Raw genomic sequence first — 18726 nt, forward strand, 5'->3', positions numbered from 1 at the left:
GCATTGCGTGCGTCATCGATTCCGCGCGCGGCACGAGCCGCATCCCGGCGGATGCAGGCCGGCGAACGGCGGCACTGCGCGACGCGGTCAAGCCACTTCGGCTTACGTGTGTCACTGGCCCGGCGTCGCGCCGGACCCGCGTGCATGTTACCGCACGCGATCCGCAGCAACCGTGACCGCGGCGCCGGCATCCCGCATGCGCGATGCGGACCGGCGTCCCGTTCAGAACTTGTACGTCGCGCCGGCCATCCCGTAGTAATTGCTGCGCGTCTGCACGATCGGGCTGTCGCCATAACGCCCGAGCAGGCGCGTGAAGCCGCCGGTCGCACGCACCGACCAGTGCCGCGACACGTCCCAGTTCCACGCGAGCGACAGCGTCGCGCTGTCGACCCCGCCGCTCGTCGAATACGGCCTGAACCCGCTCGCCAGCGACTGCGCGTCGGTCACGCCGTAGAACGTCTGCATATAGCGTCCCGTGCCGGCGTGCACGCTGCCCGTCGCGACGAACGAATGCCGTCCGGTCTCGAACAGGGGCACCGCGAGATCGACATGGCCGGACAAGCCGCGCGACGTATGCGTGACAGGCGCGTCGACCGCGATACTCAGTTCGCCGCCGTCCAGCAGCTTCACGCCGGCGCGCAAGCCGACGAGCACCGATCCCGGAACCCGGCCCATACCCTTCAGGTGATCCGAGCCCGGCAGGCCGAAGCGGTTTTCGTCGGCACGGCCCGCGTCGTAGCCCACCGCCGCCGATACGAACGCACCGTGAGGCAGGTTCAGGCGATAGCCGGCGCCGGCGTTGGTATCGATGAAGAAGCCATTGCCGAACATCGCGGAAAACGACGGTCCGACGACCGCGCGATACTGGTTACTCCCCTGGTAGCGCGGTGCGAAGCCGCCACCGAGCGATATCGCGTACTGGTTTTCGGCGTGAGCCATGGCGGCAAGCGTGAGACCGGCAAGCGGCATGCAATAGCGCAAGGAGCGGAGGGATGGGCGCACGATATCTGGACAAGAGTGAAGGAGCTCGAAGTCTAGGTTCGGCCGTTCGGCACGACTGTCCGGAATCTGCGGAAAATGTGTGCTCAATTGTGTTCGAGTGTTCCCGATTGTCGTGCGTCGCACCGAGCCTTCGGAACGGCGGATAGAATTCGCGTGGCGCGCGCCGTGCCGCCTGCAGCGCGACGGACGACGCGTGCATTTCGAGGAGACCCATGAACGACAATCCGCTCAAACATCGCGTGCTGCTGATCGAGGATGACGACCGCCTCGCGCGTCTCGTGCGCGAATACCTCGACGGCTACGAGTTCGAGGTGACGGTCGTGCGCCGAGGCGATCTCGCGGTCGCCGCGGTACGCGAACACCGGCCCGCGCTCGTGATACTCGACCTGATGCTGCCGCATCTCGACGGGATGGAAGTCTGCCGGCGCATGCGCGCGTTCACCAACGTTCCCGTGCTGATCCTCACCGCGCGCGCCGACGTCTACGACCAGGTCGCCGGTCTCGAAATCGGCGCCGACGACTACGTGACGAAGCCGATCGAGCCGCGTGTGCTCGTGGCGCGTGCCCGCGCACTGTTGCGTCGCGCGCAGCCCGCGGCATTGGCCCCGCACGCCGACATGCCGGCGCACGAGCTCGTGTTCGGCGAACTGGCGATTTCACCGCCGAACCGCACCGTCACGTGGCGCGGCGAATTCGTCGACCTGAAAACCACCGAGTTCAATCTGCTGCTGATCCTCGCCCGCTCGGCCGGCACGGTGCTCAGTCGCGACGCGATCCTGAAGCAGTTGCGCGGGATCGAATTCGACGGAATCGACCGCTCGGTCGACTCGGGCATCTCGAAGCTGCGTCGACGCTTCGAGGACGCTTCGTCGGAGCCGCAACGGATCAAGACGATCTGGGGCCGCGGCTACCTCTTCAGCCCTTCTGCGTGGGATGACTGATGCTGCGCTCGTTGATCAAGCTCTACCTCATCGTGATCCTGTGCTGTGCCGCAGCGATCGTATTCATTCAATGGTCGTTCAACCGAATTTTCTACGAGCGGGTTGCACAGGCGCAGCGCAACGCGCTGACCACTTACGCGTTCGTGCTGAATGACTACCTCGAACGTCATCCGGGCGGGAAGCGCTCCCTCGCGCTGCGTGAACTCGCGCAGCACGGCAACGAGCGATTCGGTTTCGTGACGATGGCTTACGCCCGTGCCCAACTAAGCGGCGCGCCGCTGCGCGATCTGGACGCCGGCCGGATTGCGATCAGTTACGACCGCAGGAATTACTACATGCCGCTCGCGGACGGCTCGGTCCTGCACGCCCGCCCCATCGCACCGGCCGACCTCGACATCCAGATCTACGCTTACGGGATGACCGCACTCGCCGCGCTGTTCGCCGTCGCGCTGTGGATCTCGTATCACTGGCGCGACCTGCGCAAGCTGCAGGCCGCCGCGCATGCGTTCGGCGCGGGCAGCCTGTCGACGCGCGTGAAGCTGTCCGGGCGATCGAACATCTACGAGCTGTCGCAGCAGTTCAACGACATGGCCGAGCGGATCGAGGCGTCGATCAAGCAGCAGCGCGAAATGATGCACGGCATCTCTCACGAGCTGAAAACGCCGCTCGCCCGCCTCGAATTCGGCCTCGCGCTGCTCGCCGACTCCGACGACAGCGGCCGGATGCGCGAACGCCGCGACGAACTGCGACGCGACGTGCGCGAACTCGACGATCTCGTGACCGAACTGCTGACGATCGGGCGTCTCGAACAAGGCGCAAGCGAGCTCGCGCCGATGGACGTCGTCGTCGATGCGCTGATCGACAGCGTGGCCGGCAACGTCGCGAACGACGTCGCCGACCGCGGCCTCACGCTCGGCGTGTCGACGACCGGCGCCCCTGCCACGCACGTGTGCGATCCGAAGCTCGTCGCACGCGCGCTGCTGAACCTGATCCGCAACGGCGCACGTTACGCGTCGCGCACGGTCCTGCTGTCCGCGACGCACGATGCGTCCGGCGCGCTGGTGCTGAGCGTCGACGACGACGGTCCCGGCATTCCGGTCGCCGAACGCGCGCGCGTGTTCGAACCGTTCCAGCGGCTCGACTCGAGCCGCGACCGACAGACCGGCGGGTTCGGGCTCGGGCTTGCGATCGTGCGACGCGTCGCGCTCGTGCACGGCGGCGACGTGCGGCTCGAGGATTCGCCGCTCGGCGGCGCACGCTTCGTGATTTCGCTGCCGCCGCGGGCGTTGCCGGACTTCCTCGGCGGCGCACCGGAGAGCACGGCGCGCGGCCAGGCCCACCACGCATCGTCGAGTTCACTGCGTCAATGAATGCAGACGGGGCGTCGCCGCCCCGTCACCCGCCGGTCCTGAACGCGGGCAGTTGCTGCCCGAGCCGCGCGCCCATTTCCGCGCCGAGTGCCTGCAGCGCATTGAACGGACGGATCATCACCTCGAATTCGACGATCCGTCCGTCGGCGTCGAAGCGGATCATGTCGATCCCCTTCAGCCGCTTGTCGCCGACCGTCGCACTGAACTCCAGCACGACGCTCGTGCCGTCGTCGTCGGCGAACGCGCGGTGATATTCGAAGTTCTCGAGAATCGTGAGCACCGTGCGCAGCGCGAGCAACAGCGCGGGCGCCGGCCCGTACGGCTTGAACGCCATCGGCGAACGGAACACGGCGTCCGGATGGACGATCGTGTCGAGCTCGCTGAAATCCTTGCGCGCGAGCATCGCATGCCACGCAGCAAGCGAGGACGCGACGGCGGGTTGCAGATTCGACAGGGGTTGCATGGTCAGCGACTCCGGTAACGTCACACGAAAGAACCTTGATCGAAGGCGGCGCCCGGTCGGGCCGCCGCCGCGTGAATTGGCACCGGCGTAATCACGCGTCCGGGAGGATCACGACCTTGCCCTTGACCTGCCGGTTCGCCATGCGCTCAATTGCGTCGGCCGCACCCGCGAGCGGCACGCGCTCGGTGATCGCGGGCCGCACCTTGCCGGCCGCGAACCATTGCGCGAGCTGGCGCATGTTCGCCGCATGCTGCGCGGGGTCGCGCCGCACCGCGTCGCCCCAGAACACGCCCAGGATGTCGCGTTCCTTGAGCAGTGCAAGGTTCAGCGCGATCTTCGGAATTTCGCCGGCGGCGAAACCGACCACGAGGAACCGGCCGCGCCACGCGGTCGCGCGCAGCGCGGCTTCGCTGTACGCGCCGCCGACCGGATCGTAGACGACGTCCGCGCCGCGTCCGCCGGTCAGTTCGTCGACGCGGCGCCGCAGGTCCTCGGTCGCATAGTCGATCGTATCGTCGGCGCCGGCTTCGCGGCACAGCGCCAGTTTGTCCGCGCTCGACGCGGCCGCGATCACGCGCGCGCCCAGCGCCTTCGCGATCTCGATCGCGGCGAGCCCGACACCGCCGGCCGCGCCCAGCACCAGCAGCGTCTCGCCCTGCTGCAGGCGCGCGCGCTGCTGCAGCGCATGCAGCGACGTGCCGTAGGCCAGCACGAGCGCCGCGCCCTGCTCGAACGTCATCCCCGGCGGCAGCGCGGCGATCTGGTGCACGTCGGCCACGCACTGCTCGGCGAAGCCGCCGTGGCCGGTGAACGCGACCACCTCGTCGCCCGGCCGCCAGGCGCTCACGCCGTCGCCGACCGCGTCGATCACGCCGGCGAATTCGGCGCCGGGCGAGAACGGCAATGCCGGCTTCACCTGATACAGGCCCTGGACGATCAGCGCATCGGGGAAATTGAGCGACGCCGCCTTCACGCGGATCCGCACCTGACCGGCTGCCGGTTCGGGAATCGCGACGTCCTCGATACGCAAGCGGTCGATCGGGCCGAATGCGGTACACAACAGGGCTTTCATGCTCTCCATCCTCCTTGCGCGACATCGCCGCGCATCGATACGGCAGCGGGACGCGCCCGCGAGCGGCGCAGGCCAGGCGGCCCGCACCGCGACACCATCATCCGTGCGGCGCGAACAGGTCGGCAGCAAATGCCGGCGGGAAATTTAGCACGGTCGTTCGGAAGCGACAATGGCGAGTCGCCCCGACGGCGAACCGGGGCCATAGCGGCAGGCGAAGGTGAAGAGTGGTCGATACCGGCACGCGACGCGCCCGGCTCACCCGTGCGGCGGCTAACCCGCGTCGTCGTCGGCCAGCGTGCCGAGCGGCACGAAAACGTAACCCTTCCCGCGCACGGTGCGGATATAGCGATAATCGCCGACCGCCCGCTCGACCAGGTTGCGCAGCCGGAAGATCAGCACGTCGAGCCCGCGCTCGGAGCGCCCGGCCACGCTCAGTCCCAGCAGCGCGAGAATCTCCGCACGCGACAGGACGCGCATCGGCTGCGAGATGAACAGTTCGAGCAGCGCGAATTCACTCGCACGCAATCCGAGGTCGGCTCCCGCGCGCGTCGCGCGCCGCGTGACGAAATTCACCTCGATATCGCCGAATGCATAGGATTCGGGTTTCCCGCGCCCGCGCCCCGGCTCCGGGCGGTTCGATGCGTACCGACGGATCGCGCTGCGCACGCGTGCGATCAGTTCCATCGGCTCGAACGGCTCCACGACATAGTCGTCCGCGCCGAGCTCGAGCGCGACGACCTTGTCAACCACTTGCGCATTGCGGCTGATCACGATCACCGGCATGTCGTGACCGGCGCGCCGCAGCGCACCGAGCGCCATGTGGGACGTCGTGGCCGGCCGTTCGACCCGCAACACGATCAAGGTGGGCGGTGCCGCCGTCACGTGCCCCGGCAGCAGCGACACGTCGTCGAGCGCCGACGTCTCGATCTGGCAGCCGCGCAGGAGCGCGCGAATCATGTCGCGCATCCGCGGATCGGGATCTACGACGAGAACTTGGGTGGTCATCGGCAATCGTCCGGCACGACGGCCCGCCCGGCGCATCGCGACGTCACGTCGACCTGCCGTCCGACCGGAACGGCCCGGCACGGTCTGTTCGAACCCGCGAGCGTACGGCGCCGGCGACTACACATGCATGCAGCAATCGAGACTCGTCAGGAAATAGCTCAGGCTCTTGCGGATCGACGTCTCGACGTCCCGCACGTCGCGAGCCGGGGGCGACTGCCCGAGCAGCGTCGCGACGATGTCCAGCGCTTCCCACGGATGCCGGTCGTCGTAATCGGCATGCAGCTTGAGCCAGCGCATCGCGCGATGCCGCACGGCCGGATCGAACTGCTGTTCGTACGGCGATGCGCACAGCAACGCACTCCACTCGCCGGTCACGCCTTCGATCGCATAGTTGGTCGCGGCGATGCTCGGCGCGAGCGCGTCGGTGCTGCCGCTCCTCCAGCACCAGTGGCTCAGCGCGAATCCGGCGAGCGGCGCGTCGCCGCGCAGCAGCATGTCGATCGTGACCCCCGATTCCGCGGCCCAGTTGGCCCAGTGATCGACGTGATTCTGCTCGACGCGGATATTGCGGATCAGATAGCGCCGCGCCTTCTCTTCGCCGCGCGACCGAAAGGCGGCGGTCTTCAGCAGGTTCATCGCCATGTATTCCGGAAACTGGCTGACCACCGCCCAGCCGGTCACGAAGAATGCGCGCAGTTGCGACGCGCGCAGCGTCCCGCCGCTCATCGCCGCGAACACCGGATGCGCGCGGACGCGCGCCTTCAGCTCGTCGGTCGCGCCGACCACGTCACGCAGCCAGGCCGGATAGCTCGCCAGGTCCATCAAGTCGCCGGTCAGTTCAAATGGAGCACTCATGCGTTCGTTCCTCGCTTGTTCAATGGAATCCCCCTTCCTGCCAGGGCGCGGGGCGGCTGAAGTAATAGCCCTGGCAATAGTCGACGCCCAGCGCGCGAAGCATCTCGGCCGTCGCCGTGTCCTCGACGTGCTCGGCGACGGTGCGGTACTGCATCACGTGCGCGATGTCGTTGATCGCGGACGCGATGCCGCGCTTGATGCTGTCGGACGTCATGGTCGACACGAGGCCGCCGTCGATCTTCAGGTAATCGACCGGCAACTGGCGCAGATACGAAAACGACGACATGCCGGCGCCGAAGTCGTCGAGCGCGAAGCGGCAGCCGAGGTCGCGCAGCTCGCACATGAAACGCGACGCGACCTCCAGGTTGCGGACCGCGCTCGTCTCCGTGATTTCGAAACACAGCAGCGATGGGTCGAGCCCCGACGCCGACAACTCGGCGATCACGAACTCCACGAAGCGCTCGTCGGTGATCGACATCGCCGACAGGTTCACGTTGTATTCGACGTACTGGCGCTGTTCGAGCCGCGCGAGGCGCCGGATCACGGTGCGCACGACCCAGCGATCGATCATCGTCATGTGGCCGTAGCGCTCGGCGGCCGGCAGGAAGACCGGCGAGATCAGCTTGCCGTCGGCGTCCGGGATGCGCAGCAGGATCTCCGCGCGCTCCTGCGCGCCGAGCGCCGGCTGGATCGGCACGATACGTTGCGCATACAACTGGAACGAATTCGTTTCGAGCGCCGTCTTCACGCGCCGGCTCCACTGCATGTGATACGCCTGACGGCCCGAGTTCATGTCGCGCGCATCCGCGACGTGCACGCGATTGCGGCCGCGATCCTTCGCGACGTAGCACGCGATGTCGGCCATCTGCATCGCCTTCTCGACGCTCTCGGGCCGGCAGGCGAGATCGAGCACGCCGATGCTCACGCTGATCTTGAACGGCTCGCCTTCCCACTGGAACGTGAAGTCCTCGAGACATGCCCGGATACGCTCCGCCTTGCCGCCGTCCGGCGGGCCGTTGCGGGCGGCCGGCAGCAGGATGCCGAATTCGTCGCCGCCCAGCCGGCCGAACACGTCGTCGTCGTCGAGACAGCGCGCGAACACCGCCGTCGCGTCGCGCAGCAGCGCATCGCCGGCCGCGTGCCCGCACACGTCGTTGACTTCCTTGAAGCCGTCGAGGTCGAGCACCAGCAACATCCCGCCACCGCGCTGCGCCAGCGCGTCGCCCAGGCGCCGCTCGAACGCCGTGCGGTTGATGAGGCCGGTCAGCGCATCGTGCGACGCCTGCCACGTCAGCTTCTCGATCAACTGGTATTCGCGCGTCATGTCGCGCAGGATCAGCACGTAGCCCACGCAGCGGCCGGCGGCGTTGTCCATCTTCGACAGCGACGCGCGCACGGACACCGCCGAGCCGCACACGCGGATCAGGTCGAGATCGCGGGTGAAGGTGTGGTCGCCGCTGTTGCTGAGCGACGCGAGCAGCTTGATCGACATGCCGGTCGACGTGTCGATCAGGTCCAGCACGTCGTTGATCGGCTTGCCGACGCACAGCCGCGACGACGCGCCGAGCAGCTGTTCGGCCGCCGGATTGACGGTCTCGATGCTGCGCGTGAGGCCGATCGTGACGATCGCATCGGCGACCGAGCGCAGCGCGGCTTCGGCGAACGCCTGGCTCCGGTCGAGTTCGGTCTGCATCGACACCTGCTGGCGTTGCGCGCGGCTCGCCCATCGCACCGACAGCAGGATGATCAGCAGCGACGCCACGACGTACGACAGGAACAATTGAATGACGGCCGAGCGGAATTCGGCGCTCAGCTCGGCGGAGAAGCGCTTCGGCAGCGGTTCGATGTGCGAATTGAGATCCCAGATCGCGCGGTTCAGGCGGCTCGTGCGCCGGACGTCGTCCGCGTGCACGGACTCGCGCAGTGCGTTGGCGATCGCCCGCAGGTCGACCAGTTGCCGGTCCGCGTCCTCCCAGTATTGCAACGCCGCATTCAGGCGCGCGAAGCTGCTCAGGATCGGATAGAACCACACCACCGCCGCCGCATCGACGGGATTGATGCCCGCCTCGATCAGCGCCCGGCGCGCCACGCCGTGGTCCGGCGGCACGCTCGTCATCGCGCGGCGCGCGACGCCCAGGAACGCGAGGGTCCGGTCGACCGTCCGGTAATCGTCGAACAATTTTTCGTCGCCGGTCTGCCCGTAGCGGCTCAGCAGGATGATTTCGTCCTTCTGCGCCTTCGACCAGCTGCTTTCGCCACAGACGTACACGCGCAACGACATGATCACGATCAGGCTGACAGCGACGAACCCGGCCAGCGCGCCGATCACGACGACGATCGGCAGAATGCCGAGCGCCGGACTCCATGGCCACACGTGAAACGAGCTGCGCTGACTCTGGAGCTTCGAAATGTTTTCCATACCTGAATGACTGCTTTTCTGATTCTTCTCGATGCACCGGCCTGCCGCGTCGATGCGCGTCCTGCGTTCAGGCCTCTCCCCCTTCCATGCTCGCGACGCGCTGGCGCTCATGCAGGCGCGCCGGCACAACGCGCCGGCGACTAGGTCGTCCGGATACGTCGCGACAACCCGGCACCCGCATTCGTACCCGCATCGATCGCGAGGATGCGGCGCGTTTCGTCGCGGATGACCCGATGGCAGTCGCAGCCCTGTCGTTCGAGACCGTCGAGATCCGTCAGCACGACGGCACCGCGATGCTGATGGATCAGGCCGAGTTCGTGGAGCTGCCGCGTGGTATCGGTGACGGTCTCGCGACGCACGCCCAGCATCTGGCCCAGCATGCCGTGGGTGACCGGGATCTCGATGCTGCGCGAGCGCTCGTAGGCGATCAGCAGCCAGCGGCTCAGTTGATGACGCATCACGTGATGGCGGCTGCAGAACATGACCTGCGACGCCTGGGACAGCACCAGCTGCATCCGCACGAAGACCTGCCGGCGGATCGCCGCCGATGCGTCGCACGCGTCGGCGAAACGGTGCGCATACAGCCGATACGCGAACCCGCCGCGATAGACGACGACGCGGCGCTGCATCGCGCTGCCGATGACGTCGTCGCACACGAGGCCTTCGCGGCCGATTTCCGTCACGCCGAGCGTCGTCTTGCCGCCCGCCGTGTATTGCAGGGAAATTCCCGCGGTCACCGGAAAATAGACGGCCTCCAGATCGTCGCCGGCATCGCACAGCACCTGGCCGGTCTTGAGATTCGAAAGCATCAAATGAGGCGCCAATTCCGAACGGCTGATTCCGTCGAGCGCAGACAGGAAATGATTGGCACCAAGTGCATGCGGCAACTCGATGACGTTGTTGGCCTGATCTCTCACGGCGCACCTCGTACGTTGTATCCCTGCCCCTCGGCCACCGAACCTTTCTGCTGTTTTCACCGCACCGGTTTAACGGTTTTTTCCGCCTTATCATCGCGGTGACATTGAGCAAAAAGGTATCACGCAGCCCAACCGTTCGCGACACTCCGCATTCGTTACATGAAGTAATTTGACAGTTCGTTTCACCATCCGAAGATACTTGCACCGTCAATCGAAAATCCACGATTTAAACTTGTTCCATATAAGGCGGATTGCTCGATGGATCATTGGAAATGACGGGGGAATGCCAATACGGGGTAATGCGATTTACTCGGAAAATTAAAATCATTCTCGAATCGAAAAGAATGCGGGAAACGTGGGCTACCGCACACTTTCCGCTCGACATGTTTGGAAGCCGTGGTGGCGCGCACTCGGAAACCGGTGCTAGCGCGCCGATGCCGCAGCCCTGCCCGCGTCGAGCGATGCGGCCCGCGATGCATCCGGCGGATCAGGGAAATTGCGTCGCCGCAATTGGGCGATCTGCGCATCGCGCACGTCGGGCGCAAGCTGCTGCGCGTCGAGCCGGTCGCGTTCGGCCGCATAGTCGCGATAGCGTGCTTGCCACGCGTCGTCGTCCTGCTGCATCCGCACGACGCGCGCGGCAACATCGGCACCGAGCTGCGCGCGCAGCGCATCGGGCGTTGCGCGCTGGCCGTCGAGCCTCGCAACCGTTGCAATCGCGTCGCGTTGTCGCGACGCGCGCTCGCGTGCGTCGCGCTCGCCGGGCGGCAGCGCCTGGTCGAGCGCGGCGAGGCGCGCGCGCTTTTGCGCATCGCCGAGCGTCGGATCGCGCGCGATCCTGATCCGGTCGAGGTCGTCGCCCTGCCGCCGGACATCCGCGTCGAAGAACGGCGTGCTCCAGTCGCCGAGCCAGCGGCGCGCGAGTGCCGCGCGCCGCTCGAGCTCGCCCGCGATCGCGTCCGGATCGAGACCGGCGCCGGCCTGCATCGCGCCCGGCTGCGTATCGAACGCGGCGAGGCACGCGCGATAGCGCGGCCACAAGTCGAGCGCGTCGCGGCGGGCCGCCGCACCGATCGGTTGCGCGTCGATCTCGCGCGCGACCAGCGCATCGAGCGCCATGGGCGTCAGGTCATGCTGCGCAAGCAAAAAGTAATCGAAGAATTCCCGCACCGCGCCCACTTTCGCGAGGTGCCCGTCCGGCGCGACCGGCAGACTCGGTGCACGCGTGCCTGCAAGTGATGCCGGCAACGCGACATCGGATGCGACAAGCATCGGCTGCGCCGCCGCACCGCGCGGCGCGGCACGGCTGGGCGGCGGCGCAGCCGCGACAGCCGGCGACGCAGCCTGACGACCAAACACGTGCCACGCGGCGGCGACGGCGATCGCCCCGGTCGCGCCGTACAACACGGCGCGGGACAGCGCGGTCCGGACTCTCATCGCTCAGACGCCCCGCAGCTTCAGCCGGTTCGCCTGCACGCGCAGCGCGGCGACCGGGTCTTCCGCATACGCGCCGCGAATGCCGAGCAACTGATTGATCGCGTCGAAGTGATTCCAGCGATAGCGCGTCGAGATCACCGTGCCGAACAGCGAACTGCAGGTCGACGTGAAACCGTCGTTCGGGCCCGCGCCGGCCAGCGCCATGATGTTGCCGGCCGTCAGGAACACGAGCGTCGACGGATCCAGCACGTTCGCCGGATCGATGACCGGAATCACGCTGGTGTCGACCGCGCCGGTCACGATGCCGAGCAGCGACACCGGCTGATACGCGGCCCCGCTCCACGAGTACAGCAGATGCACGTTGCCGCCGATCGTCTCGACCGGTGCGCCGGTACCGCATGCGCCGGCGCCGAGCCCCGGGCTCGGAAACAGCTGGTTGAACCGCGCGGCATAGGTCGTGCTCAGTGCGTTGAGCGCGGCGATGGCGTCCTGATTGGTGTTGTGTGTGTTGCTGGTGAGGATCCCGAACAGGTTCAGCAACGCGCCGAACACCGGCGTCGACAGGCCGGTCGGGTCCAGCTTCAGCGCACCCAGCACGAAGTCGGCGAACTGTGAGCCGCGATGCGGCGTCGCGATCGTCGTGACCGACGCGATGAGCGCGGGGGCGACCGATGCCACGTAGCGCGACGTCAACCCGCCCTGGCTGTGGCCGATCAGGTTCACCTTGGCAGCACCCGTCACCGCGAGCACTTGCTTCACGTAGGCCAGCAACTGCTCGCCGCGCCCGTTCGGGCCGAGGTCGCTCTGGAAGCCGGAGAGATCGGCGACGTAGACGGTCGCGCCATGCCGCTGAAGGTCGGCCTGGATGCCGTACCAGTACGGCAGGATGCCGAAATAATCGTCCGTTCCGGTTAGCCCGTGCACGAGGATGATCGGATAACGGGTCGCCGCGTAGTCGTCGACCGCCGTCTGCGCACCGGCCTGCGCCGGACCCAGCACGACGCACGCGAGCAGCACGATTCGAGCGATGAACCCCGCGCGCATGCGCGACACGCATCGCGTCGCCACGGCGCGCAGGACCATCGCGACGCCCTGCACGGCGATATCGGCGCGACGACGCGGCGCGATACGCCGGTTGATGTCGATGTCATGCATTCTCACTCTCCCATGCGGCATGCGCGGCCACGCGCCGCTGCCACGCGATGAACAGCGGCGCGCCGACGACTTCGAGCGCCGTGAAGCCGACGAACGGCGGCCACGGCAACCCGAGCGCCGCGAGCGACATCAGCCGCCCGACGCCGCCGAGAAAAATCATCATCCACAGCGTCGCGAACAGCCGTCCCTGCCGCTCGATCCGCGGGATCACCGAAAACGCCGCGAGCCCGAGCCCGAACCACACGCCCGCATAGAAACGCAGGTTGCCGTCCAGCGTCGCGTCGGCCGGCAGCGCGATGCCGAGCGACGCGTACAGCGGGTCGCGAATGCCCATCATCCCGAGCACGCCGGTGATCGTCGGAACCAGCGCAAGCACGGCGGTCGCCGCCTGAAGCGCGCGTTTGCTCATTCGAATTCTCCTTGCGTCATCGATAAAAAATGCCCAGCACCTGAATGCTCGTCGACTCCGGCATCGCACCGAAGCGGCTCCACGACGGCCCGCCCCGATGCAGCCACTGCAGCGCGACGTCGAACCGGTCGAAGCGCCGCCGCAGTTCGAGCCAGTATTGCCGGCCGCCGCCGAGATCGGCCTGCACGAAACCCGACAGGTCGAGGCGCCGAACGCCGACGTTGCGCCATGCCGCCATCACGAACACGCCGTGACGGGTCTGCAGTTCCTGTGCGGCGATCGACGTCTGCACCGCGCTGCCCCATGCCATCGGGTTCGCGCGCTGCAACGACCGCCATTGCGCCGCGTCCGCGCCACCGCCGTTGCTCTGGAATTCGGCGGTCAGCGAAAGATCGACCGGCAGCGTCCACGTCGCGCCCACCGACGAACTGCTGCGGAACGCGCGATCGTCGGCCGCGCCGGTGGCACGCGCGATCAGCGAGCGCCGGTAGCCGCCCGTCCATTCGACGTATGCGACCACCGAGTTGCCGAGCAGCACGCTCAGATTCTGGCCGAACTGCGGCGCCTGCCCGCTTTCGCCGTAGACGATCCATTGCGGCTGGATCGCCGCGCTGAGCCGCTGGCTTGCGACGAGCATCCAGCGATCGACGCCGTTGGTGCGCTGCAGGTCGGACGCCGCGGCCGGGTCGCCCGGCACGCTGCGGCGCTCGAGCCGCGGCGACAGCAGCGCCGCGAGCGAGCCCGTGTCCCACACCCGCTGTGCGCGCAGCCCGACCGTGCCGAGCCGGTTCGTGTGCCGGCTGTCCGGATCGGGCGGCACGTCGAGGCTCACCGCGCCGGCGCGGAAGAAGTCGGTCGGGTTGTAGCCGATCGCCGCGCCGAGCCGCTCGTTCACGCGGCCTGCGACGACGACGAACGTCGGCGACGCGCGCCAGCTCGCATACGCTTCCTTCACGAGCGTCACGTCGCGCGACGACGTGCGCGATGTGCCGAGCGGATCGAACCGGTCGAGGCGCATCGAGAAATGCGCGGCGAACGACGGCGTCAGCCACTGCCCGTACTCGAACTCGATCGACAACTGGTTGCGGCCGGCCTCGCCGCCGTCGCGATAGCGGCTCGCACGCAGCGCGTCCTGCACGTTCAGCTTCCACGGCTTCGCGGCGTCGGGCGGCGTCGCGGCCGGCTGGTCGGCCAGCGCGAGCGCCGCGGCATCGGCCGCGTCGACGCCGGCCGTGCCTCCCGTCCCGTCCGCCCCGCCCACATCCGCCGCGTGCACGCACGCCGGCAGCAACGCAAACGCGACCGCCGCGATCCGGCCTCGGCGTCGCACCGTCATTGCGCCTGGAAGCGGGACAGGTAGTCGCGCTGCAGCCATGCATCGGGAATGTCGCGCCACGCGTAGTCGGAAAAGCGCATGACCGTGACCCAGTTGCTGTCGAGCCCGTCGATGATGACGGTCTCGGTCGGCCGCTCGACGCCGAGCTGCATCGTGTAGCGGCGATAGAACGCGGTCTTCAGCAGGCGGTCGCTTTCCGAATAGAAGCGCGCCTTCAGCGGTCGGTTGTTCGCCGCGTCGATCCAGATCTCGATGCGGCGATACGTGAGCCCCTCGCCGTGGCCGGTGAGCGCGAGGCGGTACGCGCGGCGCGTCTGCCGATCGCCGTCGACGATGTCCTCCACGCCCTTCAGCTCGGCCGTATAGTCGTGCGCGAGATTGACCGTCACGACGTCGCCGTTCGCGGCCTGGCCGAGCAGCCGCTGGTCCGGCGAGATCCGCACGCTCGCCTGGTTCGCCGGGTCGTAGAACCACAAATCGTTGCCGTTCTTCAGCATCAGCTTGCCCGTGTCGCGCGCCGGCGCGACGAAGCGCACCAGCGTGCGGAACGCGCCGCCGGGCGCGTCCGGCTTCGAGTGGATCGACAGCGTATTGCCGTCGACCTGCTTGCCGGAGCGGTACTCGACGAGCGTCGCGGTCAGCACGAACGATTTCTCCGGCGTGCGGATCGCGTCGCTCGCCGCGAGCAGCTTCTGCGGATCGGGCGTCGGCTGCGCGTGCGCGACGCCGGTCAGGAACGAAAGACTCAGACAGCATGAAACGAACAGGCGACGCACGAGCGCTCTCCCGAAAGTGAAGTGAACGAAAAACGCGGCATCCGGGCGACGTCACACATGCCGCAGCGCATCGACGATCGACAGCCGCGCCGCGTGCCGCGACGGCAGCCACGCGGACAGCCCGGCCACGCACGCGAGCCCGACGAACGTGACGGCGATGGTTCGCCACTCGCCCCACACGCGCACCGTCAACGCGACGGCGTCGATTCGCGCGGGCGGTGTCCACGCGAGCCCGCTGTGATTGACGATCGAGGCGATCGCAAGCGCGACCAGCACGCCGAGCGACGCGCCGGCCACGCCGAGCAGCGCGCCCTCGCAGACGAACAGCCGCTGGATGCCGCCGCGCCGCATGCCCATCGCACGCAGCGTGCCAATCTCGACGGTGCGCTCGATGATCGCGGTGCTCATCGTGTTGCTGATCACGAACAGCACGATCGCGCTGATCAGCACGAACACGAAGCCGAAGATCACCGAGAACATCCGGTTGGTCTGGTCGTAGAACGGGTTCAGCGTCGCGAAATCGACGACGTCGAGCGGCTGGCCGTCGAAGCCGCCGTGCAGCAGCTGCTCGATGCGCGCCCGCGCCGCGGGCAGATCGGCCGTGCGCGCAAGCTGGATCTCGATCGCGGTCGCGCGCGGCGCGGCGCCGCCGTAGACGAGCCGCTGCGCCTGCGGCAGGCGCACCGCGAGATATACGTCGTCGAGCTCCTTCACGCCCTGCTGGTCGGCCTTCACGACCGAGAAGCGGCCGACGTTCGGCGCACCGCCCGCGCTCGCGGTCAGCACTTCGACATGGGTCGCGCCGTCGGCGGCCGGCCGCGTGCCGGCCTCGGCCTGCGCGAGCGCGAGCACGTCGGGAGGCGCGCTCGCGGCCGGACCATCTGCGGCCGGCTCGGCCGGGCCAGGCGGCGCATCATGGCAATCCGGCACGCGCAGCGGTGCGCACAGGTGCAGCACGCGCGCGACGCCAAGGCCGACGATCGCCGCGTCGTCGGCGCTGCCGCGCAACGCGAACGCACGCGGCCGCAGCGGGAACCCGTACGCGTTCCATTGCTGCATCCGGTACTGGTCGTCCGGAATCGCGCCGAAGCCCATCACGGTGCGCGACACGCCGGCCGCGAAGTTGCCGGCGATCCCGCCGAACTGCAGCGTCGGCGTGACGACCTGCAGCAGCGGCGCGAGCTGCGAATCGCGCCGCAGTCGTTCGATCAGCGCCGGGTAATCGCGAATCCCGTATGCGGCCGGGTCGCCCGTGCCGTACAGGAAATAGCCCTGACGCTGAATCTGCAGGTGGCCGCTGCGCTGCACGAAGTCGGTCTGCAGGCCGAGCGTGATGTCGCGGCTGAAGCCGCCGAACAGCAGGATCGCGCTGACGCCGACGATCATCGCGAGCAGCGTGGTGAGCGAGCGCCGGCGGTTGCGCTGCAGATTGCGCAGCGCGAGCATCAGCGTATGGGTCATCGGCACACCTCCTGCGTCGCAGTGTCGCCGCGGGCCCGTTCGTGGCCGACGATGCGGCCGTCGAGAATCCTGATCACCTCGTCGGCCACCTTCACCACTTGCGGATCGTGCGACGACACGATGAACGACACGTCGCGCTCGCGCTGGATCGTGCGCATCAGTTCGATGATCGCGTGCCCGGTCGCGCTGTCGAGGTTCGCGGTGGGTTCGTCCGCGAGGACCATCGCAGGCTCGGCCGCGAGCGCGCGCGCGATCGCGACACGCTGGCGCTGGCCGCCCGACAGCTGGCTCGGCCGGTGCCGCGCCTTGTCGGCCAGGCCGACCGCGTCGAGCAGGTCGCGCACCCGCGCGGCGCGGCGCGCCGGCGCCCAGCCTGCCATCAGCAGCGGATACTCGACGTTTTCGTAGGCGGACAGCACCGGCAGCAGGTTGAAGGTCTGGAACACGTGGCCGACATGACGCGCGCGAAAATCGGACAGCGCATCGTCGGACAGCGACGCCGTGTCGTGACCGGCGATCGTCACGCGCCCGCTGTCGGGGCGGTCGATGCAGCCGATCAGGTTCAGCAGCGTCGTCTTGCCGCTACCCGACGGGCCGCTCAGCACGGTGAAGCGGCCCGCGTCGAGCGTCGCCGACACGTCGGCGAGACCGGTCACGCGCACGCTGTCGAGCAGGTACGTCTTCGACAGGTGTTCGACATGCACGAGGCTCACGACGCACCTCCCGCGCGCACCGCATGCACCGGCGCCGCCTTCGACGCATCCGCGCCGGCACCGCCGGACACGGCCGGCAACGCGCGTATCAGCCGCCGCAACTGCAGCCGGTACGCGAAATGCTCGACCTCGATCACGTGCCGCGGCGTGCGATGGAATGCGATGCCGCCGCTCCAGTCCGAGCGGCCGCGCCGGATCAGCCGGTCGATGCGCGAGGCCTTGCGCGGCGCCGCATCGCGCGCATGCAGATAGCGGGCGAGCAGTTGCGCCTGATAGTCCATCAGCGGCCAGTTGCCGGTCGACGTCTGGAACAGCCCGATGAAGAACAGGTCGCGATGCTGCGCGTCGAACAGGTTCAGATACAGCGACGGTTGCTGCTTGCGCCATTGCAGGTGTGCCTGGTCGATGAACGGAAAGCTCGGCTGGTAGCCGGTCGCGTACACGATCACGTCGATCGGCTCCTCACTGCCGTCGACGAACGCGACACGATCGCCCTTCAGTTCGCGCACGTCCGGCCGCGCGTCGAGATCGCCGTGACCGAGGTGATAGAACAGCGTCGAGTTGATGATGAAATGCGATTCGAACAGCTTGTGGTCGGGCTTGCGCAGCCCGTAGTGCTCCGGCTGTCCGGCCGTCGTCAGGCGCAGCAGCCGTTCGCCGAAAAAGCGCCACGCCCAGAGCGGCATGCGCAGCCGCAGCGGCCACTCCGCCCACTCGTCCGCCGGCATCCCGAACAGGAATTTCGGCCAGTAGTAGTAGCCGCGGCGCGTGCTGTGGAATACCGCGCTCGCATGATGCGACGCCTCGACCGCGATGTCGCAGCCGGAATTGCCGGCGCCGACCACGAGCACGCGCTTGCCGTCGAAGATCTCCGGTGTGCGGTACTGCGACGAATGAAGCTGCAGCCCGTCGAAATGCCCCGGATAGTCCGGCAGTTGCGGATGCGACAGATGCCCGTTGCAGACGATCACGCCGCGATAGGTCCGCACTTCGCCGCGATCGAGTTCGACGCGCCACTGCGTGCCGCCCTCCACCGGCGCGATCTCGAGCACCGAACGGCCGAACTCGATCCGGTCGTACACGCCGAAGCGCCGCGCGTACGCGCGCAGATACGCGAGCGCCTGGTCGCCGCGCGCGTAGGTCGGATAGTCGTCGGGGATCGGAAAGTCGGTGTATTCGGAAAACCGCTTCGAGCTGATCATGTGGATCGAGCGATACACCGCGCCGCTCGGCCGTCCGTAGTACCAGTTGCCGCCGACGTCGTCCTCGCGCTCGATCACGTCGAAGCCGATGCCGGCCGCGAACAGGTTCTTCGCGGCGGTGATGCCCGCCGCGCCCGCGCCGATGATGCAGTACCGCGCGCCGTCGTTGCGCTCCGTCATGTTGAGCCTCCTC

Annotated in this window: 17 protein-coding genes; 2 read left to right on the forward strand and 15 right to left on the reverse strand. The window is 67.9% G+C overall.

Features of this window, described 5'->3' with window-relative positions; all coding sequences use genetic code 11:
- Window positions 1-222 precede the first annotated feature (222 nt).
- The gene (locus WS87_RS11220) at window positions 223-969 is read right to left on the reverse strand and encodes a MipA/OmpV family protein (protein WP_059815519.1); all 747 of its coding nucleotides are present in this window, start codon (window positions 967-969) and stop codon (window positions 223-225) included.
- 245 nt (window positions 970-1214) lie between these two features.
- Here WS87_RS11220 and WS87_RS11225 point away from each other — a divergent pair, with 245 nt between their 5' ends.
- Together WS87_RS11225 and WS87_RS11230 are read left to right on the forward strand one after the other, a co-directional pair.
- On the forward strand, window positions 1215-1943 hold the full coding sequence (locus WS87_RS11225; RefSeq protein WP_059815522.1) for a response regulator: 729 nt from the start codon (window positions 1215-1217) through the stop codon (window positions 1941-1943).
- Window positions 1943-3313: an ATP-binding protein gene (locus WS87_RS11230; RefSeq protein WP_059815525.1), complete on the forward strand. Its 1371-nt coding sequence runs from the start codon at window positions 1943-1945 to the stop codon at window positions 3311-3313. The genes WS87_RS11225 and WS87_RS11230 overlap by 1 nt, the downstream gene beginning before the upstream one ends.
- A 25-nt stretch (window positions 3314-3338) precedes the next feature.
- Here the strand turns inward: WS87_RS11230 and WS87_RS11235 are convergent, their stop codons facing one another.
- The 14 genes from WS87_RS11235 to WS87_RS11300 all read right to left on the reverse strand — a co-directional run bounded on the left by WS87_RS11235 (window position 3339) and on the right by WS87_RS11300 (window position 18713).
- The gene (locus WS87_RS11235; protein ID WP_175916647.1) at window positions 3339-3782 is read right to left on the reverse strand and encodes a nuclear transport factor 2 family protein; all 444 of its coding nucleotides are present in this window, start codon (window positions 3780-3782) and stop codon (window positions 3339-3341) included.
- 85 nt (window positions 3783-3867) lie between these two features.
- A complete protein-coding gene (locus WS87_RS11240) occupies window positions 3868-4848 on the reverse strand; it encodes an NADPH:quinone oxidoreductase family protein (RefSeq protein WP_059816361.1) in 981 nt (326 codons plus the stop codon).
- 270 nt (window positions 4849-5118) lie between these two features.
- Window positions 5119-5853, reverse strand: coding sequence for a winged helix-turn-helix domain-containing protein (locus WS87_RS11245; RefSeq protein WP_059815533.1), 735 nt, complete (start codon window positions 5851-5853; stop codon window positions 5119-5121).
- Window positions 5854-5970: 117 nt separating this feature from the next.
- The gene (locus tag WS87_RS11250) at window positions 5971-6708 is read right to left on the reverse strand and encodes a TenA family transcriptional regulator (protein WP_059815537.1); all 738 of its coding nucleotides are present in this window, start codon (window positions 6706-6708) and stop codon (window positions 5971-5973) included.
- Between the two features lie 19 nt (window positions 6709-6727).
- Window positions 6728-9127, reverse strand: coding sequence for a putative bifunctional diguanylate cyclase/phosphodiesterase (locus tag WS87_RS11255; RefSeq protein WP_059815541.1), 2400 nt, complete (start codon window positions 9125-9127; stop codon window positions 6728-6730).
- Between the two features lie 140 nt (window positions 9128-9267).
- Entirely contained in the window at window positions 9268-10044 is a 777-nt protein-coding gene (locus tag WS87_RS11260) for a Crp/Fnr family transcriptional regulator (RefSeq protein ID WP_059815545.1), read from the reverse strand.
- 423 nt (window positions 10045-10467) lie between these two features.
- Window positions 10468-11481, reverse strand: coding sequence for a lipase secretion chaperone (locus WS87_RS11265; protein ID WP_059815550.1), 1014 nt, complete (start codon window positions 11479-11481; stop codon window positions 10468-10470).
- Window positions 11482-11484: 3 nt separating this feature from the next.
- Window positions 11485-12525: an esterase/lipase family protein gene (locus WS87_RS11270; protein ID WP_059816365.1), complete on the reverse strand. Its 1041-nt coding sequence runs from the start codon at window positions 12523-12525 to the stop codon at window positions 11485-11487.
- Between the two features lie 103 nt (window positions 12526-12628).
- Window positions 12629-13045, reverse strand: a complete 417-nt coding sequence (locus WS87_RS11275; RefSeq protein ID WP_059691195.1) for a DUF4345 domain-containing protein — start codon at window positions 13043-13045, stop codon at window positions 12629-12631.
- Between the two features lie 16 nt (window positions 13046-13061).
- Window positions 13062-14357: a hypothetical protein gene (locus WS87_RS11280; protein ID WP_442861410.1), complete on the reverse strand. Its 1296-nt coding sequence runs from the start codon at window positions 14355-14357 to the stop codon at window positions 13062-13064.
- A 20-nt stretch (window positions 14358-14377) separates the two neighbouring features.
- The gene (locus WS87_RS11285; protein ID WP_059815558.1) at window positions 14378-15157 is read right to left on the reverse strand and encodes an outer membrane lipoprotein-sorting protein; all 780 of its coding nucleotides are present in this window, start codon (window positions 15155-15157) and stop codon (window positions 14378-14380) included.
- A 51-nt stretch (window positions 15158-15208) separates the two neighbouring features.
- Complete coding sequence (locus tag WS87_RS11290; protein ID WP_059815562.1) at window positions 15209-16618, reverse strand: ABC transporter permease; 1410 nt, start codon at window positions 16616-16618, stop codon at window positions 15209-15211.
- Window positions 16615-17331, reverse strand: a complete 717-nt coding sequence (locus WS87_RS11295; protein WP_059815567.1) for an ABC transporter ATP-binding protein — start codon at window positions 17329-17331, stop codon at window positions 16615-16617. The genes WS87_RS11290 and WS87_RS11295 overlap by 4 nt, the downstream gene beginning before the upstream one ends.
- A complete protein-coding gene (locus WS87_RS11300; protein ID WP_059815572.1) occupies window positions 17328-18713 on the reverse strand; it encodes a flavin-containing monooxygenase in 1386 nt (461 codons plus the stop codon). Before WS87_RS11300 ends, WS87_RS11295 begins: the two co-directional genes overlap by 4 nt.
- Window positions 18714-18726: the final 13 nt, after the last annotated feature.

Source organism: Burkholderia sp. MSMB0856 (genome assembly GCF_001524645.2).
In the GTDB taxonomy this organism is placed as follows: Bacteria; Pseudomonadota; Gammaproteobacteria; order Burkholderiales; family Burkholderiaceae; genus Burkholderia; species Burkholderia diffusa.

Coding starts and splice junctions, on each gene's coding strand:
- WS87_RS11220 (WP_059815519.1), bottom strand. CDS start 969: ATGCCGCTTGCCGGTCTCACGCTTGCCGCCATGGCTCACGCCGAAAAC.
- WS87_RS11225 (WP_059815522.1), top strand. CDS start 1,215: ATGAACGACAATCCGCTCAAACATCGCGTGCTGCTGATCGAGGATGAC.
- WS87_RS11230 (WP_059815525.1), top strand. CDS start 1,943: ATGCTGCGCTCGTTGATCAAGCTCTACCTCATCGTGATCCTGTGCTGT.
- WS87_RS11240 (WP_059816361.1), bottom strand. CDS start 4,848: ATGAAAGCCCTGTTGTGTACCGCATTCGGCCCGATCGACCGCTTGCGT.
- WS87_RS11245 (WP_059815533.1), bottom strand. CDS start 5,853: ATGACCACCCAAGTTCTCGTCGTAGATCCCGATCCGCGGATGCGCGAC.
- WS87_RS11250 (WP_059815537.1), bottom strand. CDS start 6,708: ATGAGTGCTCCATTTGAACTGACCGGCGACTTGATGGACCTGGCGAGC.
- WS87_RS11255 (WP_059815541.1), bottom strand. CDS start 9,127: ATGGAAAACATTTCGAAGCTCCAGAGTCAGCGCAGCTCGTTTCACGTG.
- WS87_RS11265 (WP_059815550.1), bottom strand. CDS start 11,481: ATGAGAGTCCGGACCGCGCTGTCCCGCGCCGTGTTGTACGGCGCGACC.
- WS87_RS11270 (WP_059816365.1), bottom strand. CDS start 12,525: ATGCGCGCGGGGTTCATCGCTCGAATCGTGCTGCTCGCGTGCGTCGTG.
- WS87_RS11275 (WP_059691195.1), bottom strand. CDS start 13,045: ATGAGCAAACGCGCGCTTCAGGCGGCGACCGCCGTGCTTGCGCTGGTT.
- WS87_RS11290 (WP_059815562.1), bottom strand. CDS start 16,618: ATGACCCATACGCTGATGCTCGCGCTGCGCAATCTGCAGCGCAACCGC.
- WS87_RS11300 (WP_059815572.1), bottom strand. CDS start 18,713: ATGACGGAGCGCAACGACGGCGCGCGGTACTGCATCATCGGCGCGGGC.